16 protein-coding genes are annotated in these 20,697 nt (G+C 38.2%); 12 read left to right on the forward strand and 4 right to left on the reverse strand.

Going from position 1 to position 20,697, the window contains the following annotated elements; all coding sequences use genetic code 11:
* The first annotated feature begins 62 nt into the window (after nt 1-62).
* The 5 genes from B5X76_RS09620 (at nt 63) to B5X76_RS09640 (ending at nt 5,234) form a co-directional block, all read left to right on the forward strand.
* Nucleotides 63-1,799 carry a GMC oxidoreductase gene (locus tag B5X76_RS09620; RefSeq protein WP_079642899.1) on the forward strand — a complete coding sequence of 579 codons (1,737 nt, stop codon included), beginning with the start codon at nt 63-65 and terminating at the stop codon, nt 1,797-1,799.
* Between the two features lie 6 nt (nt 1,800-1,805).
* Nucleotides 1,806-2,438: a gluconate 2-dehydrogenase subunit 3 family protein gene (locus B5X76_RS09625; protein WP_079642900.1), complete on the forward strand. Its 633-nt coding sequence runs from the start codon at nt 1,806-1,808 to the stop codon at nt 2,436-2,438.
* Nucleotides 2,439-2,499: 61 nt separating this feature from the next.
* Nucleotides 2,500-3,081 carry a MiaE family protein gene (miaE, locus tag B5X76_RS09630; RefSeq protein WP_079642901.1) on the forward strand — a complete coding sequence of 194 codons (582 nt, stop codon included), beginning with the start codon at nt 2,500-2,502 and terminating at the stop codon, nt 3,079-3,081.
* A 128-nt stretch (nt 3,082-3,209) separates the two neighbouring features.
* The gene (locus B5X76_RS09635; protein ID WP_079642902.1) at nt 3,210-4,244 is read left to right on the forward strand and encodes an Atu2307/SP_0267 family LLM class monooxygenase; all 1,035 of its coding nucleotides are present in this window, start codon (nt 3,210-3,212) and stop codon (nt 4,242-4,244) included.
* Between the two features lie 141 nt (nt 4,245-4,385).
* Entirely contained in the window at nt 4,386-5,234 is an 849-nt protein-coding gene (locus tag B5X76_RS09640; RefSeq protein ID WP_079642903.1) for a DUF4349 domain-containing protein, read from the forward strand.
* Nucleotides 5,235-5,270: 36 nt separating this feature from the next.
* Here B5X76_RS09640 and B5X76_RS09645 read toward each other — a convergent pair whose 3' ends face one another.
* Nucleotides 5,271-5,918, reverse strand: a complete 648-nt coding sequence (locus B5X76_RS09645; protein ID WP_079642904.1) for a hypothetical protein — start codon at nt 5,916-5,918, stop codon at nt 5,271-5,273.
* Between the two features lie 150 nt (nt 5,919-6,068).
* Between B5X76_RS09645 and apaG the strand changes: the two genes are divergently transcribed.
* From apaG to B5X76_RS09665, 4 genes are all read left to right on the forward strand, one after another.
* Nucleotides 6,069-6,455, forward strand: coding sequence for a Co2+/Mg2+ efflux protein ApaG (gene apaG / locus B5X76_RS09650; protein WP_079642905.1), 387 nt, complete (start codon nt 6,069-6,071; stop codon nt 6,453-6,455).
* Nucleotides 6,456-6,726: 271 nt separating this feature from the next.
* The gene (locus tag B5X76_RS09655; protein WP_079642906.1) at nt 6,727-8,592 is read left to right on the forward strand and encodes an ABC-F family ATP-binding cassette domain-containing protein; all 1,866 of its coding nucleotides are present in this window, start codon (nt 6,727-6,729) and stop codon (nt 8,590-8,592) included.
* Between the two features lie 61 nt (nt 8,593-8,653).
* On the forward strand, nt 8,654-10,513 hold the full coding sequence (gene mnmG, locus B5X76_RS09660) for a tRNA uridine-5-carboxymethylaminomethyl(34) synthesis enzyme MnmG (RefSeq protein ID WP_079642907.1): 1,860 nt from the start codon (nt 8,654-8,656) through the stop codon (nt 10,511-10,513).
* Nucleotides 10,514-10,712: 199 nt separating this feature from the next.
* Nucleotides 10,713-12,272: an Ig-like domain-containing domain gene (locus B5X76_RS09665; protein ID WP_245801016.1), complete on the forward strand. Its 1,560-nt coding sequence runs from the start codon at nt 10,713-10,715 to the stop codon at nt 12,270-12,272.
* A gap of 9 nt (nt 12,273-12,281) precedes the next feature.
* Here B5X76_RS09665 and B5X76_RS09670 read toward each other — a convergent pair whose 3' ends face one another.
* Nucleotides 12,282-12,791, reverse strand: coding sequence for a gamma carbonic anhydrase family protein (locus tag B5X76_RS09670; protein ID WP_079642909.1), 510 nt, complete (start codon nt 12,789-12,791; stop codon nt 12,282-12,284).
* A 4-nt stretch (nt 12,792-12,795) separates the two neighbouring features.
* Nucleotides 12,796-14,388, reverse strand: coding sequence for an L-aspartate oxidase (gene nadB, locus B5X76_RS09675; RefSeq protein ID WP_079642910.1), 1,593 nt, complete (start codon nt 14,386-14,388; stop codon nt 12,796-12,798).
* Between the two features lie 482 nt (nt 14,389-14,870).
* Here nadB and nadA point away from each other — a divergent pair, with 482 nt between their 5' ends.
* From nadA to B5X76_RS09690, 3 genes are all read left to right on the forward strand, one after another.
* Nucleotides 14,871-15,869 carry a quinolinate synthase NadA gene (gene nadA / locus B5X76_RS09680; protein ID WP_079642911.1) on the forward strand — a complete coding sequence of 333 codons (999 nt, stop codon included), beginning with the start codon at nt 14,871-14,873 and terminating at the stop codon, nt 15,867-15,869.
* Between the two features lie 33 nt (nt 15,870-15,902).
* Nucleotides 15,903-16,943: a thiamine-phosphate kinase gene (thiL, locus tag B5X76_RS09685; protein WP_079642912.1), complete on the forward strand. Its 1,041-nt coding sequence runs from the start codon at nt 15,903-15,905 to the stop codon at nt 16,941-16,943.
* A 118-nt stretch (nt 16,944-17,061) separates the two neighbouring features.
* On the forward strand, nt 17,062-18,972 hold the full coding sequence (locus tag B5X76_RS09690) for an acetoacetate--CoA ligase (RefSeq protein ID WP_079642913.1): 1,911 nt from the start codon (nt 17,062-17,064) through the stop codon (nt 18,970-18,972).
* Nucleotides 18,973-19,006: 34 nt separating this feature from the next.
* Here the strand turns inward: B5X76_RS09690 and B5X76_RS09695 are convergent, their stop codons facing one another.
* Complete coding sequence (locus B5X76_RS09695; RefSeq protein ID WP_079642914.1) at nt 19,007-20,614, reverse strand: acyl-CoA carboxylase subunit beta; 1,608 nt, start codon at nt 20,612-20,614, stop codon at nt 19,007-19,009.
* Nucleotides 20,615-20,697 lie beyond the last annotated feature (83 nt).

Below are 20,697 nucleotides of genomic sequence, written 5' to 3' on the forward strand. Positions count from 1 at the left end.
TTTAATTATCTTTAAACAAACTTAAATACAAAAGTAGAACAATTAAATAAACCTAATAATAGATGACATCTTTTCAGATCATTGAAGATACTACTACCTATGATGCAATTGTTGTGGGATCCGGTGCTGGAGGGGGAATGGCCGGCTACATCCTAGCCCATGCAGGCCTCAAGGTCCTAATGCTTGAGGCCGGACCATTTTTTGATCCCGCCAAAGATGCCCTGCAGCTAAGGTGGCCATGGGAATCCCCGCGCCGGGGAGCGGGTACAACTCGCCCTTTTGGAGATTTTGATGCCGCTTACGGGGGTTGGCAGTTGGATGGCGAACCTTACAGCACAGAAAAAGGTACTGAATTTGATTGGTTTAGAGCCCGGATGCTTGGGGGGAGAACGAATCACTGGGGACGAATTTCACTACGAATGGGACCCGATGATTTTAAACCGAAGGATGGTGTGACCGAACAATGGCCCATAACCTATGAAGAGGTCAAACCATTCTACGATCGGGTAGATCGTCTTGTAGGAATCTATGGTACAGTAGAGAATCTACCCAATGAACCAGATGGCATATTCTTGAAACCACCCAAACCCCGATTAAATGAACTGTATATCACCAAAGGTGCTAAGAAAGCTGGGGTCACTGTAATACCAGGACGGGGATCCGTACTGACGGAAGCGCTTCCAGGAAACAAAGACCGCGGAACCTGCTTTTATTGCGGGCAATGTGGCAGAGCATGTAAGGTATATGGCGATTTTTCCTCTTCATCATGTCTGGTAATTCCTGCAATTAAAACCGGTAATCTTAAGGTGATAGACAACGCTATGGTCCGAGAAGTACTGACCAATGACGAAGGGCTAGCAATCGGTGTGTCGTATGTCAACACGAAGGATATGCAGGAGTACGCGGTAAAAGCCAAAACGGTTATTCTGGGTGCATCTGCCTGTGAAAGTGCACGACTAATGTTAAACTCTAAATCTGCTGCACATCCAGGCGGAATCAGTAATAGTTCGGGCTTGCTCGGTAAATACCTTCACGACTCTACTGGAGCCAGTCTCGGTGGTTTCCTTCCACAGCTCCTTGATAGAAAAAGATATAATGAAGATGGAGTGGGTTCTGTACATATTTACTCTCCTTGGTGGCTTGGTGATAAAAAGTTAGATTTTGCCAGAGGTTATCATATCGAATATTGGGGAGGAATGGGAATGCCTTCTTATGGTAGTATGCACGGCATACCAAATATTAATCACCTTGCTCCGCGAACAGACGGATTGCCTCAGGAAAGCGGTGGATATGGTGCTGCCCTAAAGCAAGATTATAGACGCTTTTACGGATCCAGTGTAGGTATGGCTGGTAGAGGTACCGCTATCGCCCGTAAAGAAAACTACTGTGAAATAGACAACGCCAAAGTAGATAAATTTGGTATTCCTGTATTGAAATTTAACTATACCTGGTCAAATGAGGAAATCAAGCAAGCTAAACACATGATGGAGACTTTTCAATCTATTATGCACGAGATGGGAGCTATAATAACCTCTCCTATTCCTGGTGCGGACACACTATATGGTCTGGAGACCCCAGGAAGAATCATTCACGAAGGCGGCACCACCCGTATGGGTAACGATCCTAAAACATCCGTCTTAAATAAATGGGGACAGGCGCACGAATGTAAAAACCTATATGTGGTAGATGCCGGGCCTTTTGTACAACAGGGTGACAAAAATCTAACATGGACAATATTGGCCCTGTCTATGCGCACGGCGGAATATATACTGGAAGAGCGAAAGAAACTAAATACCTAAGAAAAGATGAATAGAAGAGATTCATTAAAAGCCCTCGGCTTTTTAGCGGCTGGAACAGCTGTTCTTAGCCAAAACTCCTGCAACTCTAAGGACAATACTGCAACGAATGCTGCTGATCAGCCCGATAAATTACCCGGCGTACAGGACTTTGAATATGATAGAACCAAAAAACTTGAAGAAGAAACTTTCTTCAACGAACATGAAATGGCTACGATTACCTGTTTGGTCGATATTATTATCCCTAAAGATGATATCTCCCCTTCCGCATCGGAGGTAGGAGTACCTGCATTTATTGAGTTTATTGTAAAAGATATTCCCGAACATAAGATTCCAATGCGAGGTGGCCTTAAATGGTTGGATATCCGAGCTCAGAAAAAGTATAAAAAAGTATTTATAAATTGTGAAAACAATCAACAGGTTGCTATTATAGACGAAATAGCTTATCCTTCCAAAGCTAAACCAGAGGTCGCACAAGGAGTCAGCTTCTTTTCGAGAATGCGAAACCTTACGGCTTCAGGATTTTACACGACAAAAGAAGGTATAGCCGACTTAGGATATCAGGGCAATAGGCCGGGGGTATGGACAGGAGTACCGGACGATGTATTAAAAGCACACGGATTTAATACTGTTGATGGTTGAAATTAAGAGGTCATCTAGTATAAATTATCTAAGTTTGTAGGTAAACAAATCTAGAATAACAATGTTAGGATTAAAACTATTAACGGATCCGCGTTGGGCCAATGTGGCGGAGTCCAATTTAGAGGAAATTTTGACGGACCATGCTTGGTGCGAGCAAAAGGCCGCTTCCAACGCTATAATGCTGATTACCCAAAATCCAGAATTTGAAGATCTCGTTCATGAGTTAACAGACATCGCTCTTGAGGAAATGGAACATTTCAAAATGGTAATAGAAATTATTAAAAAGCGTGGTTATACATTGGGTAGAGAACGAAAAGATGACTATGTAGGCCAATTAATGAAATTTTCTAAAAAAGATGGCTCCAGAAACCAAGCTTTTATTGATCGTTTACTTTTTGCAGCGATGATAGAAGCCCGTAGTTGCGAACGCTTTCGTGTGCTCTCTCAAAACATCGCAGACCAAGAGTTAGCAAAATTCTATCACGACCTTATGGTTTCTGAAGCTAATCATTATACGACCTTTCTAAATTTCGCACGCAAGTATACAAAAGATGTCGACGTAGAAAAGCGCTGGAAGGAGTGGTTAGCGTTTGAGGGCGAGCTTATACAATCGTATGGCACCAAAGAATATATACATGGTTAATTTTCTTAAACTACCTTAATTTTTATAATACACACGCAGCCTATATTTGTATAAGTTAATATGGTCGGGGGTATCTATATTTGATTGATAATCTTGACTTTTGGTTTTACGCTATACATCAACAAACTATGTTAGAATTAGGAATAGGAATGTTTGGCGATCTACAGATCGATCCTCAAACTGGACAAATACAGTCTACACAACAACGTCTTCAGGAAATAATTGAAGAAATAAAATTGATGGATGAAGTGGGGCTTGACTTTTTTGGAATGGGCGAACACCATCGTGCAGATTACGCTGTTGCTTCGCCAGAAATCATTCTAGCCGCTGCTGCAACGGTAACAAAAAAGATAAAGCTAGGTTCTGCTGTGTCTGTATTAAGCTCGGCAGACCCCGTAAAATTATATCAAGACTTCGCTACGGTAGACTTGATCTCGGGTGGCCGTGCTGAAATCATGGCAGGTAGAGGATCTTTCATTGAATCTTTTCCATTATTTGGTTATGATTTGAAAGACTACAGCGAACTTTTTGAAGAAAAACTGGAATTACTATTGAAGCTTAAGAAAAATGAGACTATAAACTGGACCGGAAAATTCAGAAAATCATTAGTCAATCAAGAAATACATCCTAGAGCGACTAAGGACGGACTACCGGTATGGGTAGCTGTTGGAGGTACTACGTCCTCAGTAATCCGAGCTGCAAAATTGGGACTACCGGTGATGTTTGCTATTATTGGTGGTGCATGGGAACAATTCAATCCCTTATTTGAAATGTACAAACAGGCTTATGAAGATAATGGACATGATATGGCCAAATTTCAGGTCGGAGTACATATGCATGCATTCTTTGGTGAAAACGGTAAAGATGTAGCAGACAAGTATTTTCCGATATATGCTGCTCAAATGAACCGTATCGGTGCTTCTAGAGGCTGGCCTCCATACCAAAAGTCTCAATATGACTTTGGTAGGTCTAGTCATGGTCATCTCATTGTAGGCGATGCAAATGAATCTATCGAAAAAATATTGGCTGTTCAGGAAACATTTGGTCTGACCCGTTTTTCGGCCCATATGGACGTAGGAAGTCCTAATCATATAGATATGATGAAGGCAATCGAGATATTCGGAACCAAGATTGCTCCTAAAGTAAGAGAGGCAACAAAATAAAAAAAAGCGCTTATACAAGCGCTTTTTTTATGGAATAATACTTGTTATTACATCTATCAAGGAAAACCAAAATAGTACGACTGTTTGTAAACAGAAGACGAATAGGGTTTATTTTTATAAGAATTCTAAATATATTGAAAAATGAACAAAACGTTATTTATCGCCCTTCTCTTCGGTCTCACTCTTACTTGGAGTTGCGGACAGGGTAACAAAGAAATTTCAGCCTCTCTTGACGCTAAAACAGCGGAAATGGCCAACGATGAAGCGACAGCTCTTCAAAGCGAGAGTGCGCCTGCCGCAAATAAAACAGAACCGGAAAAAACTGCTTTAGAAAAGAAAATCATCCGTACTGGAAATATTTCGGTAGAGTCTAAGGATTTGAAAAAAAGCAAAACCAGCTTTGATGCTTTAGTGAAGCGGGCTGGAGGTTATTATGAACAAGAGAGCACTTCTTCTGGTTCTACCTACACCCACTATAACCTGACGATTCGGATTCCCTCGTCTCAATTTGATAGTTTTTTAGAGGGGATCGAAAAAGGCAAGGATAAAATAACTGAAAAATCGATCCAGGCACAAGACGTCTCGCTGCAATATTACGACCTTGAATCCCGCTTAAAAAGCAAGAGGGCCTATTTAGATCGGTATCAAAAAATGGTAGTGAGTGCCAAAAATGTAAAAGATCTTCTTGAAATAGAAGAACAGATAAGACAACTACAGGAAGAGATTGAAAGTACAGAAAGTACTTTAAGAGCAGTAAAAGACCAAGTAAGCTACAGTACGATTCAAGTTAACATATATAACTCAGACTCTCTGATGCCGCACAGCGACAGTGGATTTTGGATGAAAGTAAAAGAAGCCTTGGATTTTGGGTGGAAATTAATTGAGAATATAGTTATCGGTTTGGTAGGTATATGGCCCATACTCCTTCTTGCGATAGGCGGTATATTTATCTGGCGTCGGTTTAGAAAAAAAAGAAAAGCTCAACAGTAACTAAAAAGGGGAACTACAAATAGTTCCCCTTTTTAGTTACTTAAGGGAGGATAGATCCATTTTCTTAAAAATTGCAATAAGTTCATCCAGAGAATAACCATCTCCCTCTAATTCGATTACGAATCGCTTGTTATAAACCCATTTTATTTCTGAATCTTTTATTCCCTCATCTGTATCTTCCTTTACAGCGACACGCATACCATCGATATCCATTGTCTTTTCAAAACCTGTTTCCGTTATCTCCTCTTTATCAGCATGTAACCCCATAAACACCAAAGATACTATACTCGATGCCCCCTCGCCCGCCCCATCCATAACATCAACGTTAATCCGTTTAGATCCGTCTTCATTCTTATATTCTGCTTTGGCACTCGCAAAATTCAATGCGCTCATTTCTCCGACCTTCAAAGAAGTTCGTTTCAACCCTTCAAACGTCTCAGGCAATACGCTTTTGAGTACGTCATTAGAAACAGGTGTCTGCGCTTTCAATGTACTTATTTGAGATTCGAGTTCTTTGCTGTACTCTTCTAACTTGCTAAGATTCTTCAAAGCGCCTACAGATTCGGAAACCTGTTCCAGTGCGCCTTTGTCTTCTACTGTCTCCTGTTGCTTAGTACTACTACCACAGGAGCTGAGGATGCCTACTCCCAACAAGGCTGCTAAAATAACTTTTGTTCGGTTCATATTTCGATCATTGTGTTTATAGATAAACAACACGCTCAAAAATTATACCTCAAAGTAAAATAGTCAAAACAATCTAATAAGTTTAAGCTATTTATTATCAACCGTTAATAGAATTATGATTTTTAAAACATAGTTCCTAATTTTGAAAATATGATTACACAGTCAACTGCAGGAATTAACGTATCTGTAGAATGCATCTATCAATCGGAATATTCTAATCCGGACAATATGCATTTTATGTTTGCTTATCGTATAACTATAGAAAACAGCTCAGATTACACCGCACAGCTCGTAAGCAGGCATTGGGAGATATTTGATTCGATCGGAGAACACAAGCAAGTCGACGGTGAAGGGGTCGTTGGTGAACAGCCTATTTTAACTCCTGGAAAATCTCATCAATACGTTTCCGGCTGTAATCTAAAAAGTGAACTTGGCTATATGGAAGGGTATTACGTAATGGTACGTGAAATTGATGGACAGCAATTCAAAGTCGATATTCCCCGCTTCAATCTTATTGCACCGTTCCGTTTAAATTAACAACATACGTTAATAAGTATCTATCTATACTCTTTTTCTGACTAACAAACAATAATTTGCTTATTTTTGTACTTGGATAGTTGTGTCCTTACAAATACGTAACACGTAACAGATTTGCTATTACGCATATTAGTATTTTTATTGTTAAACAATAAACATGGTGATTACGAAGGAAACAGCGATCTAATCTCCAAACGTATTAAAGAGGAGATCAATAAGAAAACAATACAAAATCTTCCCTATAGAAGGGATTGAATATAATAGAAAAAAAGTGAGTATACTTAGCACAGAACAAGTTGGCCATTCCTTTAACGACAGGTGGTTATTTAAAGAATTACATTTCGCGCTTCAGAAAGGAGATCGTGTAGCACTAGTGGGAATAAATGGAACGGGCAAATCCACTTTATTAAAACTACTAGCAGAAGTTTTTCCACCAGAAGAAGGCAAAATTGTCAAGGAAAAAGGTATACGCATAGGTTACCTACCTCAGGAACCTAATTTTATAGGTCTAAACACAATAAATGACTTTATATACAGTGCTGATAATGAACAACAGCAATTGATCAAAGCGTATGAAGATCTTATAGACTCCCCTACTGTAGACGAGCATAAGCTCGCTCTAATAACAGATCAGTTAACTGCCCTTAACGCTTGGGAGTACGAATACAATATCAAAACAATCTTAAATAGACTACAAATATCCAACTTTGACCAAAAGATAGAAAGTCTTTCTGGTGGCCAAAAGAAAAGGCTTTCTCTAGCCAAGTTACTAATAGATGAACCGGATGTATACATTCTTGATGAGCCGACCAACCATTTAGACATTGAGACTATTGAATGGTTGGAAAAACTATTAACAACCGGCCAAAAAACAGTACTCACCGTATCACACGATAGGTATTTCTTGGACAATATATGTACGGAAATCCGCGAACTAGACAAGGCTAAAATACATCTTTACAAAGGGAACTACGCCTACTTTCTAGAGAAGAAAGCCGAACGTGAGTACAACGACGTAATCCAAGCAGAAAAAGCACGTAACTTATTAAGAAGAGAACTAGAATGGATGCGTAGACAACCTCAGGCACGAGGCACTAAATCAAAATCTAGGATAGATGCCTATTATGCCCTGGAAGAAAAATCCAAAGGACCTCGCGCACATGATAAGGTAGAACTTAGTGTTAAGGTATCTCGCCAAGGTTCGAAAATCCTTGAACTAACCAACGTATCTAAGTCCTTTAACAGCAATACACTAATAGAAAACTTCTCCTACATATTCAAAAAAGGAGATAGAATAGGTCTTGCAGGAAAGAATGGAACAGGCAAAAGTACATTTCTAAACCTATTAACAGGAACACTCCTTCCAGACGGAGGCACTGTAGACATCGGCGAAACCACTAAGTTTGGATATTACAAACAAGGCGGACTAAACTTCAACGATGGAGATCGTGTTCTTGATATCGTAAAAAATGTAGCCGAGTATATCAAGATGGCAAATGGTGACACCCTAACAGCCTCTCAACTTTTGACATTATTCCTCTTCCCTCCTGAAAAGCAATTCGGTTTAGTGAGCAAACTAAGCGGTGGAGAAAAAAAACGTCTTCAGCTTATGCGGGTACTTATGGCCAATCCAAACTTCCTGATATTAGATGAACCTTCTAATGATCTTGACATAGACACTTTAAATGTACTTGAGGACTTTCTGATGAATTATCCAGGTATATTATTACTTGTATCGCACGATAGATATTTAATTGACAAGCTCACAGAACAATTATTTATTTTCGACGGCATAGGCAATGTAACCATATATAATGGAAACTACGCAGATTATAAAACAGAACAGGAACTAAAATTAAAAGAAGAGAAATTCTTAGAAAAGCAAATAAAGGAAACTCCTATTCCAACCGCTAATAATGTAGAAAAAAGAAAACTCAGCTATAAAGAACAACACGAATACGACAATATTGAGAAAGAAATAGAGTTGCTAGAAAAAAATATCTCAGAAAAGACAGAACTATTAAACAAAAGCACAGAACACGAAACACTATCCGAGATATCAAAAGAAATCGAAAACCTCCAACAACTGCTTGATAAAAAATCAGACCGTTGGATTGAATTATCAGAATACATTTAATCTGTTCCACGTGAAACATCGAAAATAAAACAATGTTTCACGTGGAACGCTACTAAAAAATATGTTTAATAAATATAACGTAATCGTAGTAGGTGCTGGTCACGCAGGCTGTGAAGCTGCAGCAGCGGCTGCCAACTTAGGGTCCTCTACCCTCTTAATAACTATGAATATGGGGGTCATCGCTCAGATGAGCTGCAACCCAGCTATAGGTGGGGTCGCAAAAGGACAGATCGTACGGGAAATAGATGCAATAGGTGGATACACGGGAATTATTGCCGATAAATCTACTATCCAATTTAGAATGCTCAATAAATCGAAAGGCCCCGCTATGTGGAGTCCGCGAACACAAAATGACCGTATGCGCTTTGCCGAAGAATGGAGACTTCAACTCGAAGCAATACCAAATCTGGATATGTGGCAAGATACAGTGAAAGAGGTTATAGTAGAAAATGGAAGAGCAAAAGGTGTGATTACCTCTTTGGGTATACGTATAGAATCTGATGCTGTAATCTTAACAAACGGCACTTTCCTCAACGGTATAATACATATAGGTGAGAAAAAATTTGGAGGAGGTCGAACCGGAGAAAAATCCGCGACTGGGCTTACCGAACAACTCGTATCCTTAGGCTTTGAATCGGGACGAATGAAAACGGGAACTCCCCCACGTATAGATGGCCGTAGCTTAAACTACACACTAATGGAAGAACAATGGGGGGATGAAGAAAAAAGTCGATTCTCATATACAGATGTGGCTATGCCGACAGAACAACGTTGCTGCTGGATTACCTATACAAATGATAAAGTTCACGAAGTACTTAAGACGGGTTTCGAGAAATCTCCTATGTTTACCGGTAGAATAAAAGGGCTCGGACCGAGATACTGTCCCTCTATTGAAGACAAGATAAATAGATTTGCAGAACGAGAACGTCATCAAATATTCGTTGAGCCAGAAGGATTTCAGACCGTAGAGATATACGTAAATGGCTTTTCGACCTCTCTCCCTGAAGATGTACAACAAAAAGCACTACGTCTTATTCCGGGATTTGAGAATGCAAAAATGTACCGCCCAGGGTATGCTATTGAATACGACTACTTCCCTCCTATGCAACTAGACCTTACCTTAGAAACACTAAAGGTTAAAAATCTATTTTTTGCTGGACAAATAAACGGTACCACCGGATACGAAGAAGCCGCTGCCCAAGGCCTTATAGCGGGTATCAATGCACACCAGAAAATAAATGATCTGCATGAATTGATTATGAAACGTTCTGAATCTTACATTGGTGTTCTCATAGACGATTTAGTAACAAAAGGAACGGAAGAGCCTTACAGAATGTTCACCTCCCGTGCTGAACATCGCCTGCTCTTAAGACAGGATAATGCAGATATAAGACTAAGTCCAATAGGACACAAACTGGGACTGATATCAGATGAGCGTTTAAGAAAAGTGGAAGAAAAAATATCTAATTCGGATAAACTAGTTGAACATATGAAACAATTATCTGTATCGCCTGAATCAATAAATGACATTCTAACGAGAGAAAACTCCTCCCCGATTACACAAAAAGCTCGAATGTTTAATATGTTAACAAGACCACAGATAAACATCTATCATCTTGCTGAAGCGGATACGGACTTTAAACAGATCCTCGATCAATACGATAAAGAATCTGTAGAACAGGCAGAAATAAAAGTAAAATATGATAGCTATTTCGAGAAGGAAATCGAGATTGTAAATAAGATGAAAAAAATGGAGGATAAAGAAATAAATCCTAATTTTGACTATTCTTCATTAACATCCTTGTCTATTGAGGCTAGAGAAAAATTACTCAAAGTAAAACCTAGAACACTAGGCCAAGCTTCGCGTATATCTGGAGTATCACCATCAGACATAAGTGTATTAATGGTACATATGAGCTAATATATTATATACCAACAAGTTACAGATAAATCAGATAAGTTAAAATAAAGCGATATAAGAGATTATTATAATAATTATGATACAGGAGTCCAAAAATAATAAAAACACGACAGTAAGCTTAAAAACACGCTTATTTCAAAACACAATAATTTTAGGTTTCGTTTTTCTTATATCGCTCACATTTTTTCGCTGTGCAAACATGCAAAGACCAACCGGAGGCCCGAAAGACTCTCTCCCACCAAAAATACTAAATGAGTCGCCGGAAAACTATACTACAAACTTTAAAGCAAAGGAGATAGTACTGACAATGGATGAGTACATCAAGCTCAATAATCAATTTAAAGAGTTTAGCATTTCGCCAGATCTGGACAAGCAGCCTGAGTACAAAATAAGGAAAAAAACGCTTCATATTATACTGCCAGATTCCCTCGAAAAAAACACGACTTACACAATTAATTTTGGGAAAGGTCTTGTTGATTACAACGAGGGAAATCCTATTCTAAATTATAACTATGTGTTTGCTACGGGTCCAGAACTAGACTCCTTACAAATTACAGGATCAGTGACCAACGCTTTCACGAAGGTATTTGATGAAAAGATAGACAAAGACGTCAAAGTCTTGCTTATTCCAACCAGTCAAGACACGATATTTGGAAAACGCAAAGCAAATATATTTACATTAGTAGATTCATCCGGAAATTTTACATTCCGAAATCTTAAGGAAGATACCTATCGTATATATGCTTTAAAAGAACAAAATAACGACCGAATATATAACAATCCAGAAGAATCTGTAGGTTTTATAAAAGACAGTATTGTACTAAATCGTAATATATCGGGCGTAAAAATTGCTTATTCGAAGGGAAAACCTGAAAAATTCAGGACTATTGAAAAGAAAATAGAAAAAAATGGGCGAATCCTATTAACGTTCAACCAACCTATTGACGATCCAAATATTTCTATAATTGAACCTCAGCTCAAAGACGATTCTTATACCATACAATATGCTAATAGCAAAGACTCTTTATTTACATTTATTGACAAACTAGACTTTGACTCTATTAAATTTCAGATAGCCGATAATAAGAATATTCTAGATACCGTACTAATTAGACGATCAAAAAATGAAAAATACGAACGCTTTATAGAGCCTATTCTAAATATAAACAACAAAGTAGATAAAATAAAACATATCACACTGACTGCCACCTACCCTATCGCTAATGTTGACAAAGCAAAAATACTATTGACTGAAGATAGTACTTCCAGACGCAATTTTCAGCTTCAGCAAGATAGCATTGTTAAAAACCTATATCATATTCGTTTCAATTGGAAACCGAATAAGAACTACGAACTTACCTTGGAAGAAAAAGCTATCTTAAGTCCATTTGAGGACTTCAATAAAGAAGTCAAAACCAAATTTACCTTAGATCAATCTGAAAATTATGGAGATATCAAGTTTAAAATTAGTGGTATAGAAAAGGATATACCATACATAGTAGAGCTAATTGACGAGAAAAAAGAGAAAGTTTTCGACTCACGAATCCTAGTAAATACAGCCGAAATATTTTATAATAAGTTCCCTGGTGGTAAGTATAGCTTACGCATTATAAAAGATCTAAACGGAAACAAACGTTGGGACGGAGCCGATGTTTACAAAAAAATACAAGCCGAACCCATATGGTATTTGGATAAAACCTTTACAATTCGCGCAAACTGGGAACAAACTGAAAATATAACACTTAAATTCGACGATTAATAATTACTATTAATGGAACCAAGAAGCATATTTAACGTAGTTATGTGGTAGTTTTTGTAATAAGTCAAGCTGTTCTTCAGTAAGTGGTTTAATCTTCTTAGCAGGTACTCCAGCATACAAAAAACCGGATTCGCAGACTGTGTTCTCTAATACTACGGCACCAGCAGCGATAATAACATTATTTTGTATATGTGCCTTATCCATGACAATAGCGCCCATGCCAACTAGCACATGACTATCAATAACACAACCATGTACAATTGCATTGTGCCCTATATTGACGTACGAGCCAATGTCTGTCCCGTTACGTTCATAGGTACCATGTATAGTTACATTGTCCTGGATATTTGAAAAATCACCTATTTTAATATAATTAACGTCACCACGTATCACTGCATTAAACCATACCGAGCAGCCTTCGCCAATAGTCACATCACCTACGATTGTACTATTAGGAGCTAAATATGTATGATCACCTATGAAAGGAAAACTTTCCTTAACTGGAAGAATAATAGCCATAGATCTATAAAATTGTATCTGCTAATTCATTAGCGTGTTCAGGATAATCCGTTGTATAATGCAAGCCTCTGCTCTCTTTTCGAGTCATTGCGGATTTGACAACCAAATATGCCACTTGTATAACGTTCCTCAGCTCGCAAAGTTTAACGGACAATTTGGTGCCTTTATAAAAAGATTCAGTTTCCTCATGCAATAAGCCTAGACGACGCATCGCACGTTCCAACCTAAAATCTGAACGTACTATACCTACATAATCACTCATAAACTTCTGTGTCTCACGCAAATTATGCGTAACCAATATATCTTCGTTTAATAACTTGGTATTTGAATCGTCCCAATCTGGAACTCCTTCCATAAAAGAAATGGATTCAAACTTCAACTGAGAATTTACAAAAATACGATGTGCGTATACTGCTGCTTCAAGTAAAGAATTGGAAGCCAACCTATTAGCACCATGAAGTCCAGTTGATGAACATTCGCCACAGGCATATAAATTGCCTATAGAGCTAGCCCCAAACTCGTCTACCATTATGCCGCCGCACAAGTAATGAGCGGCCGGAGTAACAGGAATAAAATCCTTCGTCATATCTAATCCGATAGATAGGCATTTCTCATATATATTAGGAAAATGAGATAATAAATCGGCTTTACTTTTATGCGTAATGTCAAGATATACATAGTCTAAGCCAGATTGCTTCATTTCAGTATCAATCGCCCTAGCTACTATATCGCGCGGAGCTAAAGAGCCACGGTCATCATATTCTTCCATAAAGGATTCACCGTTTTGTCTCCTCAACACGCCTCCGAAACCTCTTACTGCTTCAGATATTAGAAATGCGGGATACTCGCTCGGATTATACAACGAGGTAGGATGAAACTGAATAAACTCCATATTCCGAACCTTTCCTTTAGCCCGATAAACCATAGCTATTCCATCTCCCGTAGCTATTATTGGATTGGTCGTACTAGAATATACATGTCCCGCCCCTCCTGTAGCCATCAACGTTACCTTAGCAAGGAACTTTTCCACATTGTTAGTATAAGTGTTGAAAGCGTAAATACCGTAACATACAATGTCTGTAGACCTTTTATCCACATGCTGTCCTAAATGATGTTGCGTAATAAGATCTACTGCAAAATAATGTGTTAATATCTCTATGTTGGGCTCCTGGTGAACCTTCTCCAATAAAGCCCGTTCGATCTCGTATCCAGTAATGTCCTTATAATGAAGGATTCTGTGTTCAGAATGCCCGCCTTCTTTTGCTAGATCATAACTACCAGAATCTTCTCTGTCGAACGAAGTACCATAAGCTATCAATTCATCGATGCGTGCCGGACCTTCCTTAATTACGTTTTCCACAACTTGTGAATCGCATAAGCCATCGCCGGCAATCAGCGTATCTTGGATATGCTTCTCAAAACTATCGTCATGATCTGTCACCACAGCTACTCCGCCTTGTGCATACTTTGTATTGGACTCATCCTCATTAGACTTGGTGACTATCAATACCTTACCTAATTTAGCTGCTTTCAATGCAAAACTCAACCCTGCTATTCCCGAGCCTACTATTAAAAAGTCAACCTTTCTCTCCGACATAAAAAAAACTTAAACCTATAACCTTTATACGTTAACAAATTAACAAAATATGTGGAAAACGTGTAAATAAATAGTGAATTAAATTTAAAAACTATTTTTTACTCCACAATCCACATAAAATACACACATATCCACATCTATAATTAGACAAATACGAACCAGATATTAACAAATTGTAAACATAAATCAATTCACAACTTAATATGGAAAAAATAAAAGACGAAAAATTACAGCATTGAAAATCAAGGCTTATCTGTTTCAATCCTGTGGATAAGTTGTTAATAAAATGAGATTATCTCAAAAATAAAATAAAATCTTACCCACTTATCCCCATTTTCCACAGACTAATAAACAATAAGATTGATTTATATAAAATAGATTATTAATTATTGAAAAAAAGGAATGTGGATTTCGTTTGAATTTCTTTGTTTACTTTTGTGATGTTGATTTAGTCCCATTGATTGACATATTAAAGAAGAGAGATGAATATTACTTTTGAGAGAGACTTAGAAGCCAAAGGCTTTATCGATGTACCTATTGATCCAAGTATTGATTTGGTCGATGAAATAAAAAGACTGAAAAAAGAAAAGAACGCTGTTATTCTGGCACATTATTACCAAGAGTCTGAAATACAGGATTTGGCAGATTATATTGGTGATAGTTTAGGTTTATCGCAACAGGCTGCAAAGACTGATGCTGATGTGATCGTGTTTGCAGGGGTCCATTTTATGGCAGAGACAGCTAAGATACTGTCTCCCAGTAAAAAAGTATTATTGCCAGACCTAAAGGCAGGCTGTTCGCTGTCGGACAGTTGTCCGCCACATTTGTTTGCAAAATTTAAAGAGCAATATCCAGATCATCTGGTGATTACCTATGTCAATTGTACGGCAGAGTTAAAAGCACTTTCGGACATTGTATGTACTTCGAGTAATGCTGTACAGATTGTTGAAAGTTTACCTATTGATCAAAAGATCATTTTTGGTCCGGACAAAAACTTAGGTGACTATGTAAAAAAGAAAACGGGAAGAGACTTGGTACTATGGAATGGCGCCTGTATGGTACATGAAATATTCTCTCAAGAAAAGATACAACGTTTACGAGAAGAGTATCCAGATGCTAAATTTATAGCCCATCCGGAATGTGAAGAACACATATTGCGTGAAGCTGATTATATTGGTTCTACGTCTGGAATGTTAAAGTTTACCATTGAAGATGCGAGTCAGACGTTTATTGTAGCGACGGAATCTGGTATTTTGCACCAAATGCAAAAATCCAGCCCTAATAAAAAGTTTATACCAGCTCCGCCGAATAATGCTTGTGCGTGCAACGATTGTCCACATATGAAGCTAAATACCCTGGAGAAATTGTATAATTGCCTCTATTATGAGCAGCCTGAGATTATTCTTCCTGAAGATGTGATCGTTAGAGCTCAAAAACCCATTGAACGTATGTTGGAAATTTCAGCACAATTGGGCTTGTAATAAATAAAATATGGAAAATTGAGTCAAAAAAATATGTTTGATAATATAGACAAGACAAATATCAGTGAATTAGGAGAATTTGGTTTAATAAAGCATCTTACTCAAGCTGTGGAATTAACCGAAACTTCTACGATTAAAGGGATCGGAGACGATGCTGCAGTATTGGACTTTACCAATAAAAAGACTTTGATTTCTACGGATCTTCTGTTAGAAGGTATTCATTTTGATTTGCGTTATGTTCCTTTAAAACATTTGGGGTATAAAGCTGTACAGGTAAATTTAAGTGATATTTATGCTATGAATGGCATCGCATCGCAAATTACCTTCTCCATAGGCTTGTCATCAAAGTTTCCATTAGAAGCTGTCGAAGAAATCTATGAGGGAGCGTTAATAGCCTGTAAAAAGTTTAATGTTGATTTGATTGGCGGTGATACTTCTGCTTCAGCTCAGGGATTAGTAATTTCGGTAACTAGTATTGGTTATGCCGATGAGGGGGATATCGCCTACCGGTCCGGTGCCAAAGAAGGGGATTTGATATGTGTTTCGGGAGATCTTGGCGGGGCCTATGTGGGATTACAGTTATTGGAGCGTGAAAAGAAAATTTATTTGGAGAATCCTAATATACAGCCGGATTTGGAGGGTAAAGATTATATTGTTGAGCGGCAGTTGAAACCCGAAGCTCGAAAGGATGTTGTTGAGCTATTGGAAGCGTTGCACGTGAAACCTCATGCTATGATCGATATTTCCGATGGTTTAGCTTCTGAGATTCTACATATTTGCAAAGCTTCAAATGTGGGGTGTAAGCTTTACGAAGATAAAATACCTATCGATCCAATGACTTATGAAACTGCCCGGGAATTTGGTTTGGATCCTACCGTGTGTGCGCTTAGTGGTGGCGAGGATTATGAACTTTTATTCACTGTACCTCAGTCTGATTATGATAAAATAAAAGGACAATTGGATATTTCGGTAATTGGCTATATTACAGAGGCTGCTGCTGGTTGTGCCATGATATCTAAGTCTGGTCACGAGCACGAAATTAAAGCACAAGGATGGAATGCTTTTAATAAATAAGCGATCATAGCGAGATATAAAGAAATTGAAAGTCCAAATTACGATATATGTATAATTCTTGCTTATTTTGTGGCTTAAATTGCTAATTTTGCAACTGTAATAGCCGAAAATAAACATTATGAGCAAAGCTTTATGGACTCCATCGTCCGAGTATATACAAAAGTCTGGACTTTTTAATTATCAACAGTTTTTAGAATCTGAAAAAGGAAGAATATTTTCTTCTTACCATGATTTGCACCAATGGTCTATCGACAATCTGGATGAGTTTTGGACTAGTCTGCTCTCCTACTTTGATATTTCTTATTCTGGTACGTATAGTCAAGGTGTGACCTTGAATTCGAAATCAACAGATTTTATTGATACACAATGGTTTGAAGGCATAGAGTTGAGTTATGCAGAACATATTTTCAAACAGACAACTACAGAACGGCCAGCGCTTAAATTTGCTAGCGAATCGATAGGATACGAAGAGGTCTCCTGGAAAGAATTGGCAGAGATGGTTAGCCGTATTCAACAATTTCTTATTGAAAAGGGGGTAGAAAAGGGGGACCGTGTCGCAGCTGTTTTAAATAACACCACTGAATCTATTGCTATATTCTTAGCAGTCAATTCATTAGGCGCTATATGGTCTTGTTGTTCCCCTGATTTTGGAGACGTTAGTATTTCCGAACGTTTTACACAAATAAAACCCAAAGTACTATTTATAGAGACTTCCTATCAGTACAACGAAAGGATATTTTCTAAGTTAGATACACTTGAAAGACTGAAAGCTGATCTGGTCGATCTTTCGGCAATTGTACAGGTCTATGAAGATGATTGGAAAAAAATTATATTCGGATATGTACCTAAAAATTTAACGTTCGTACGTGTTCCCTTTTCGCATCCCATATGGATATTGTATTCATCCGGAACAACAGGAAAACCTAAAGCTATTACACACAGCACCGGAGGAAATCTGCTTGAGCATTTTAAAGCCTTGGTTTTGCATCAAAATGTACTGGATGGTGAAAATTTTCTTTGGTATACGACCACGGGCTGGATGATGTGGAATTATGCGTTATCTTCACTATTGTGTGGAGCTACCCTGTGCTTATTTGATGGCATTATTAATCACAATAAACACCTTACTTTTTGGACATTTTTGAAGCGTGCTAAGGTCGATCATTTAGGTGCTGGTGCAGTATATTTTAGCTCTTTAGAGGGACTTGAAATAAAAGATTATGCACCCAAGGTAATAGGATCTACTGGTTCGCCGTTGCCCGTAGCTACTTTTGAAGACTTACAACATAAGTTTCCTGAGGTTCATATTGTGTCTCTGAGTGGAGGGACAGATGTTTGTTCAGCATTTTTATCAGGATGTCCTACCCTACCGGTATACGCTGGTATGTTGCAGTGTAGGACATTAGGATCTGATATTGTAGCATATAATGATGAAGGGATTGCTGTATATGATCAGGTAGGCGAGTTAGTAATCCGTAAGCCTATGCCATCTATGCCTATCTATTTTTGGAATGATGAACAAAATATCAAATATCACGACAGTTATTTTGCTAATTTTTCCTCCGTATGGAGCCATGGTGACTGGATAAAAATAAATGAGGAAGGTATCGTGATTTATGGTCGTTCTGACGCTACATTGAACCGTGGTGGTGTACGCATCGGTACGGCAGAGATATATAATGCAGTGAATAGTTTAGCCGATATTGAAGATAGTCTGGTTGTTTGTGTCGATTATGAAAACGGCACATCATCGATGTTATTATTTGTACGTTTGGAAAATACGGCTAGTTTTACCGAAGAATTAAAAGATAATATAAAACGTACGTTAAGAGGACAATATAGTCCGAGACACGTTCCTGATTTTATCTATAGTGTCTCTGATATTCCGTATACGCTGAGTGGCAAAAAACTGGAACTTCCTATCAAGAAGATTTTTTCGGGTACCGATGTCAATAAGGCGGTTTCGACGGATATTATGCGTAATCCAGAATCTTTAAAGGATTATGTCTCTATTTATAAAAGTATTTAGGGCTGTATTACAGCCCTAAATACTTTTATAAATATCAGGTTTGTATAACCCCCACATTGTATTTCGGAATATCGGGGTTATTGTTTGCCGCCTCAATTCCCATACTTATGATTTTTCTGGTTTCCTTAGGATCTATTACGCCATCCACCCAGAGTCGAGCAGCAGCGTAATAGGGACTTAGTTGTTCATTATATTTTTTTTCTATTTCAGAAAGGAGATTATTTTTTTCATTCTCCGATAGCTCTACTCCTTTACCCTTGAGGGTGGCTTCTTGTATTTGTAACAGTGTCTTTCCTGCCGATGCGCCACTCATTACGGCCATTTGTGCTGTGGGCCAGGCATATATCAGACGGGGATCATAGGCTTTTCCGCACATAGCATAGTTGCCGGCACCGTAGCTATTGCCTACTATAAAGGTAAACTTAGGAACGACAGAGTTGGCCATAGCATTCACCATTTTTGCACCATCTTTAATGATACCACCGTGCTCTGATCTCGAACCAACCATAAATCCAGTCACATCTTGGAAGAATACTAACGGTATCTTTTGCTGATTACAATTCATAATGAATCTTGCAGCCTTGTCGGCCGAGTCTGAATAGATAACACCGCCCATTTGCATCTCTTGAGTACCTCCCGGTTTCTTTGCTTTGACCACTTCACGTTGATTGGCAACAATACCTACTGCCCACCCATCTATTCGCGCTAATGCGCAGACTAGTGTCTTGCCATAATCCTTTTTATATTCTTCAAGTGAACCTTCGTCTACAATTGAATCCAATAATTTGAGCATATTATAAGGTTTAAGCCTATCTTCTGGAAGGTTTTTATAAACGGCATCTTTAGCTAATAAGGGTAATTTTGATTCTATTCTCGAAAAACCTGCTTTTGGGGTATCACCAAACTTGTCAATAATATTTCTGATCGCATCTAAACAGCTTTCGTCATTTGGATATTTGTTATCTGTTACACCTGATATCTCAGAATGAGTAGCAGCTCCACCTAGACTCTCGTTATCAATGACCTCACCGATAGAAGACTTAACGAGATAAGAACCTGCTAGAAAAACAGAACCTGTCCCTTCTACAATGAGTGCATAATCGGACATGATGGGTAAATATGCCCCTCCAGCTACACAAGACCCCATAATGGCCGCAATTTGTGGTATACCCATTGCTGAAATTTTAGCGTTGTTTCTAAAAATTCTTCCAAAATGCTCTTTATCAGGAAATATTTCATCTTGCATAGGTAGATATACACCGGCAGAGTCTACTAGGTAGATTATTGGAAGATGATTTTCCATCGCTATCTCTTGTGCTCTTAGGTTCTTTTTGCCGGTAATAGGAAACCAAGCGCCAGCCTTTACGGTAGCATCATTTGAGACTATAACACATAGTCTCTTCTTGACATAACCTAAAACAATAACTACACCGCCATTAGGACATCCTCCGTCATTAAGATACATATTGTCTCCGGCAAAGATGCCTATTTCGGTATATGGACTATCCGAATCTAATAAATATTTGATTCGTTCCCAAGCGGTGAGCTTTCCTTTTTCTTTGTGTTTTTGAATTTTATCTAAACCGCCTCCTAAGTACAGTTTTTCAGTTTTTTCTTTTAATATTTCAAGAAGGTGTTCCATATGCTATGGATTATTAATTTAATATTTACAAAAGGTCTTTTGAATTATTTTTATAAATATCGTAAAATATTATTTGTTTTTTT

Source organism: Sphingobacterium nematocida, from assembly GCF_900168125.1.
Taxonomy (GTDB): Bacteria; Bacteroidota; Bacteroidia; order Sphingobacteriales; family Sphingobacteriaceae; genus Sphingobacterium; species Sphingobacterium nematocida.

Coding starts and splice junctions, on each gene's coding strand:
- B5X76_RS09690 (WP_079642913.1), top strand. CDS start 17,062: ATGAGCAAAGCTTTATGGACTCCATCGTCCGAGTATATACAAAAGTCT.
- nadB (WP_079642910.1), bottom strand. CDS start 14,388: ATGTCGGAGAGAAAGGTTGACTTTTTAATAGTAGGCTCGGGAATAGCA.
- B5X76_RS09665 (WP_245801016.1), top strand. CDS start 10,713: ATGCAAAGACCAACCGGAGGCCCGAAAGACTCTCTCCCACCAAAAATA.
- B5X76_RS09670 (WP_079642909.1), bottom strand. CDS start 12,791: ATGGCTATTATTCTTCCAGTTAAGGAAAGTTTTCCTTTCATAGGTGAT.
- B5X76_RS09640 (WP_079642903.1), top strand. CDS start 4,386: ATGAACAAAACGTTATTTATCGCCCTTCTCTTCGGTCTCACTCTTACT.
- B5X76_RS09635 (WP_079642902.1), top strand. CDS start 3,210: ATGTTAGAATTAGGAATAGGAATGTTTGGCGATCTACAGATCGATCCT.
- B5X76_RS09645 (WP_079642904.1), bottom strand. CDS start 5,918: ATGAACCGAACAAAAGTTATTTTAGCAGCCTTGTTGGGAGTAGGCATC.
- thiL (WP_079642912.1), top strand. CDS start 15,903: ATGTTTGATAATATAGACAAGACAAATATCAGTGAATTAGGAGAATTT.
- B5X76_RS09695 (WP_079642914.1), bottom strand. CDS start 20,614: ATGGAACACCTTCTTGAAATATTAAAAGAAAAAACTGAAAAACTGTAC.
- mnmG (WP_079642907.1), top strand. CDS start 8,654: ATGTTTAATAAATATAACGTAATCGTAGTAGGTGCTGGTCACGCAGGC.
- apaG (WP_079642905.1), top strand. CDS start 6,069: ATGATTACACAGTCAACTGCAGGAATTAACGTATCTGTAGAATGCATC.
- B5X76_RS09620 (WP_079642899.1), top strand. CDS start 63: ATGACATCTTTTCAGATCATTGAAGATACTACTACCTATGATGCAATT.
- B5X76_RS09625 (WP_079642900.1), top strand. CDS start 1,806: ATGAATAGAAGAGATTCATTAAAAGCCCTCGGCTTTTTAGCGGCTGGA.
- miaE (WP_079642901.1), top strand. CDS start 2,500: ATGTTAGGATTAAAACTATTAACGGATCCGCGTTGGGCCAATGTGGCG.
- nadA (WP_079642911.1), top strand. CDS start 14,871: ATGAATATTACTTTTGAGAGAGACTTAGAAGCCAAAGGCTTTATCGAT.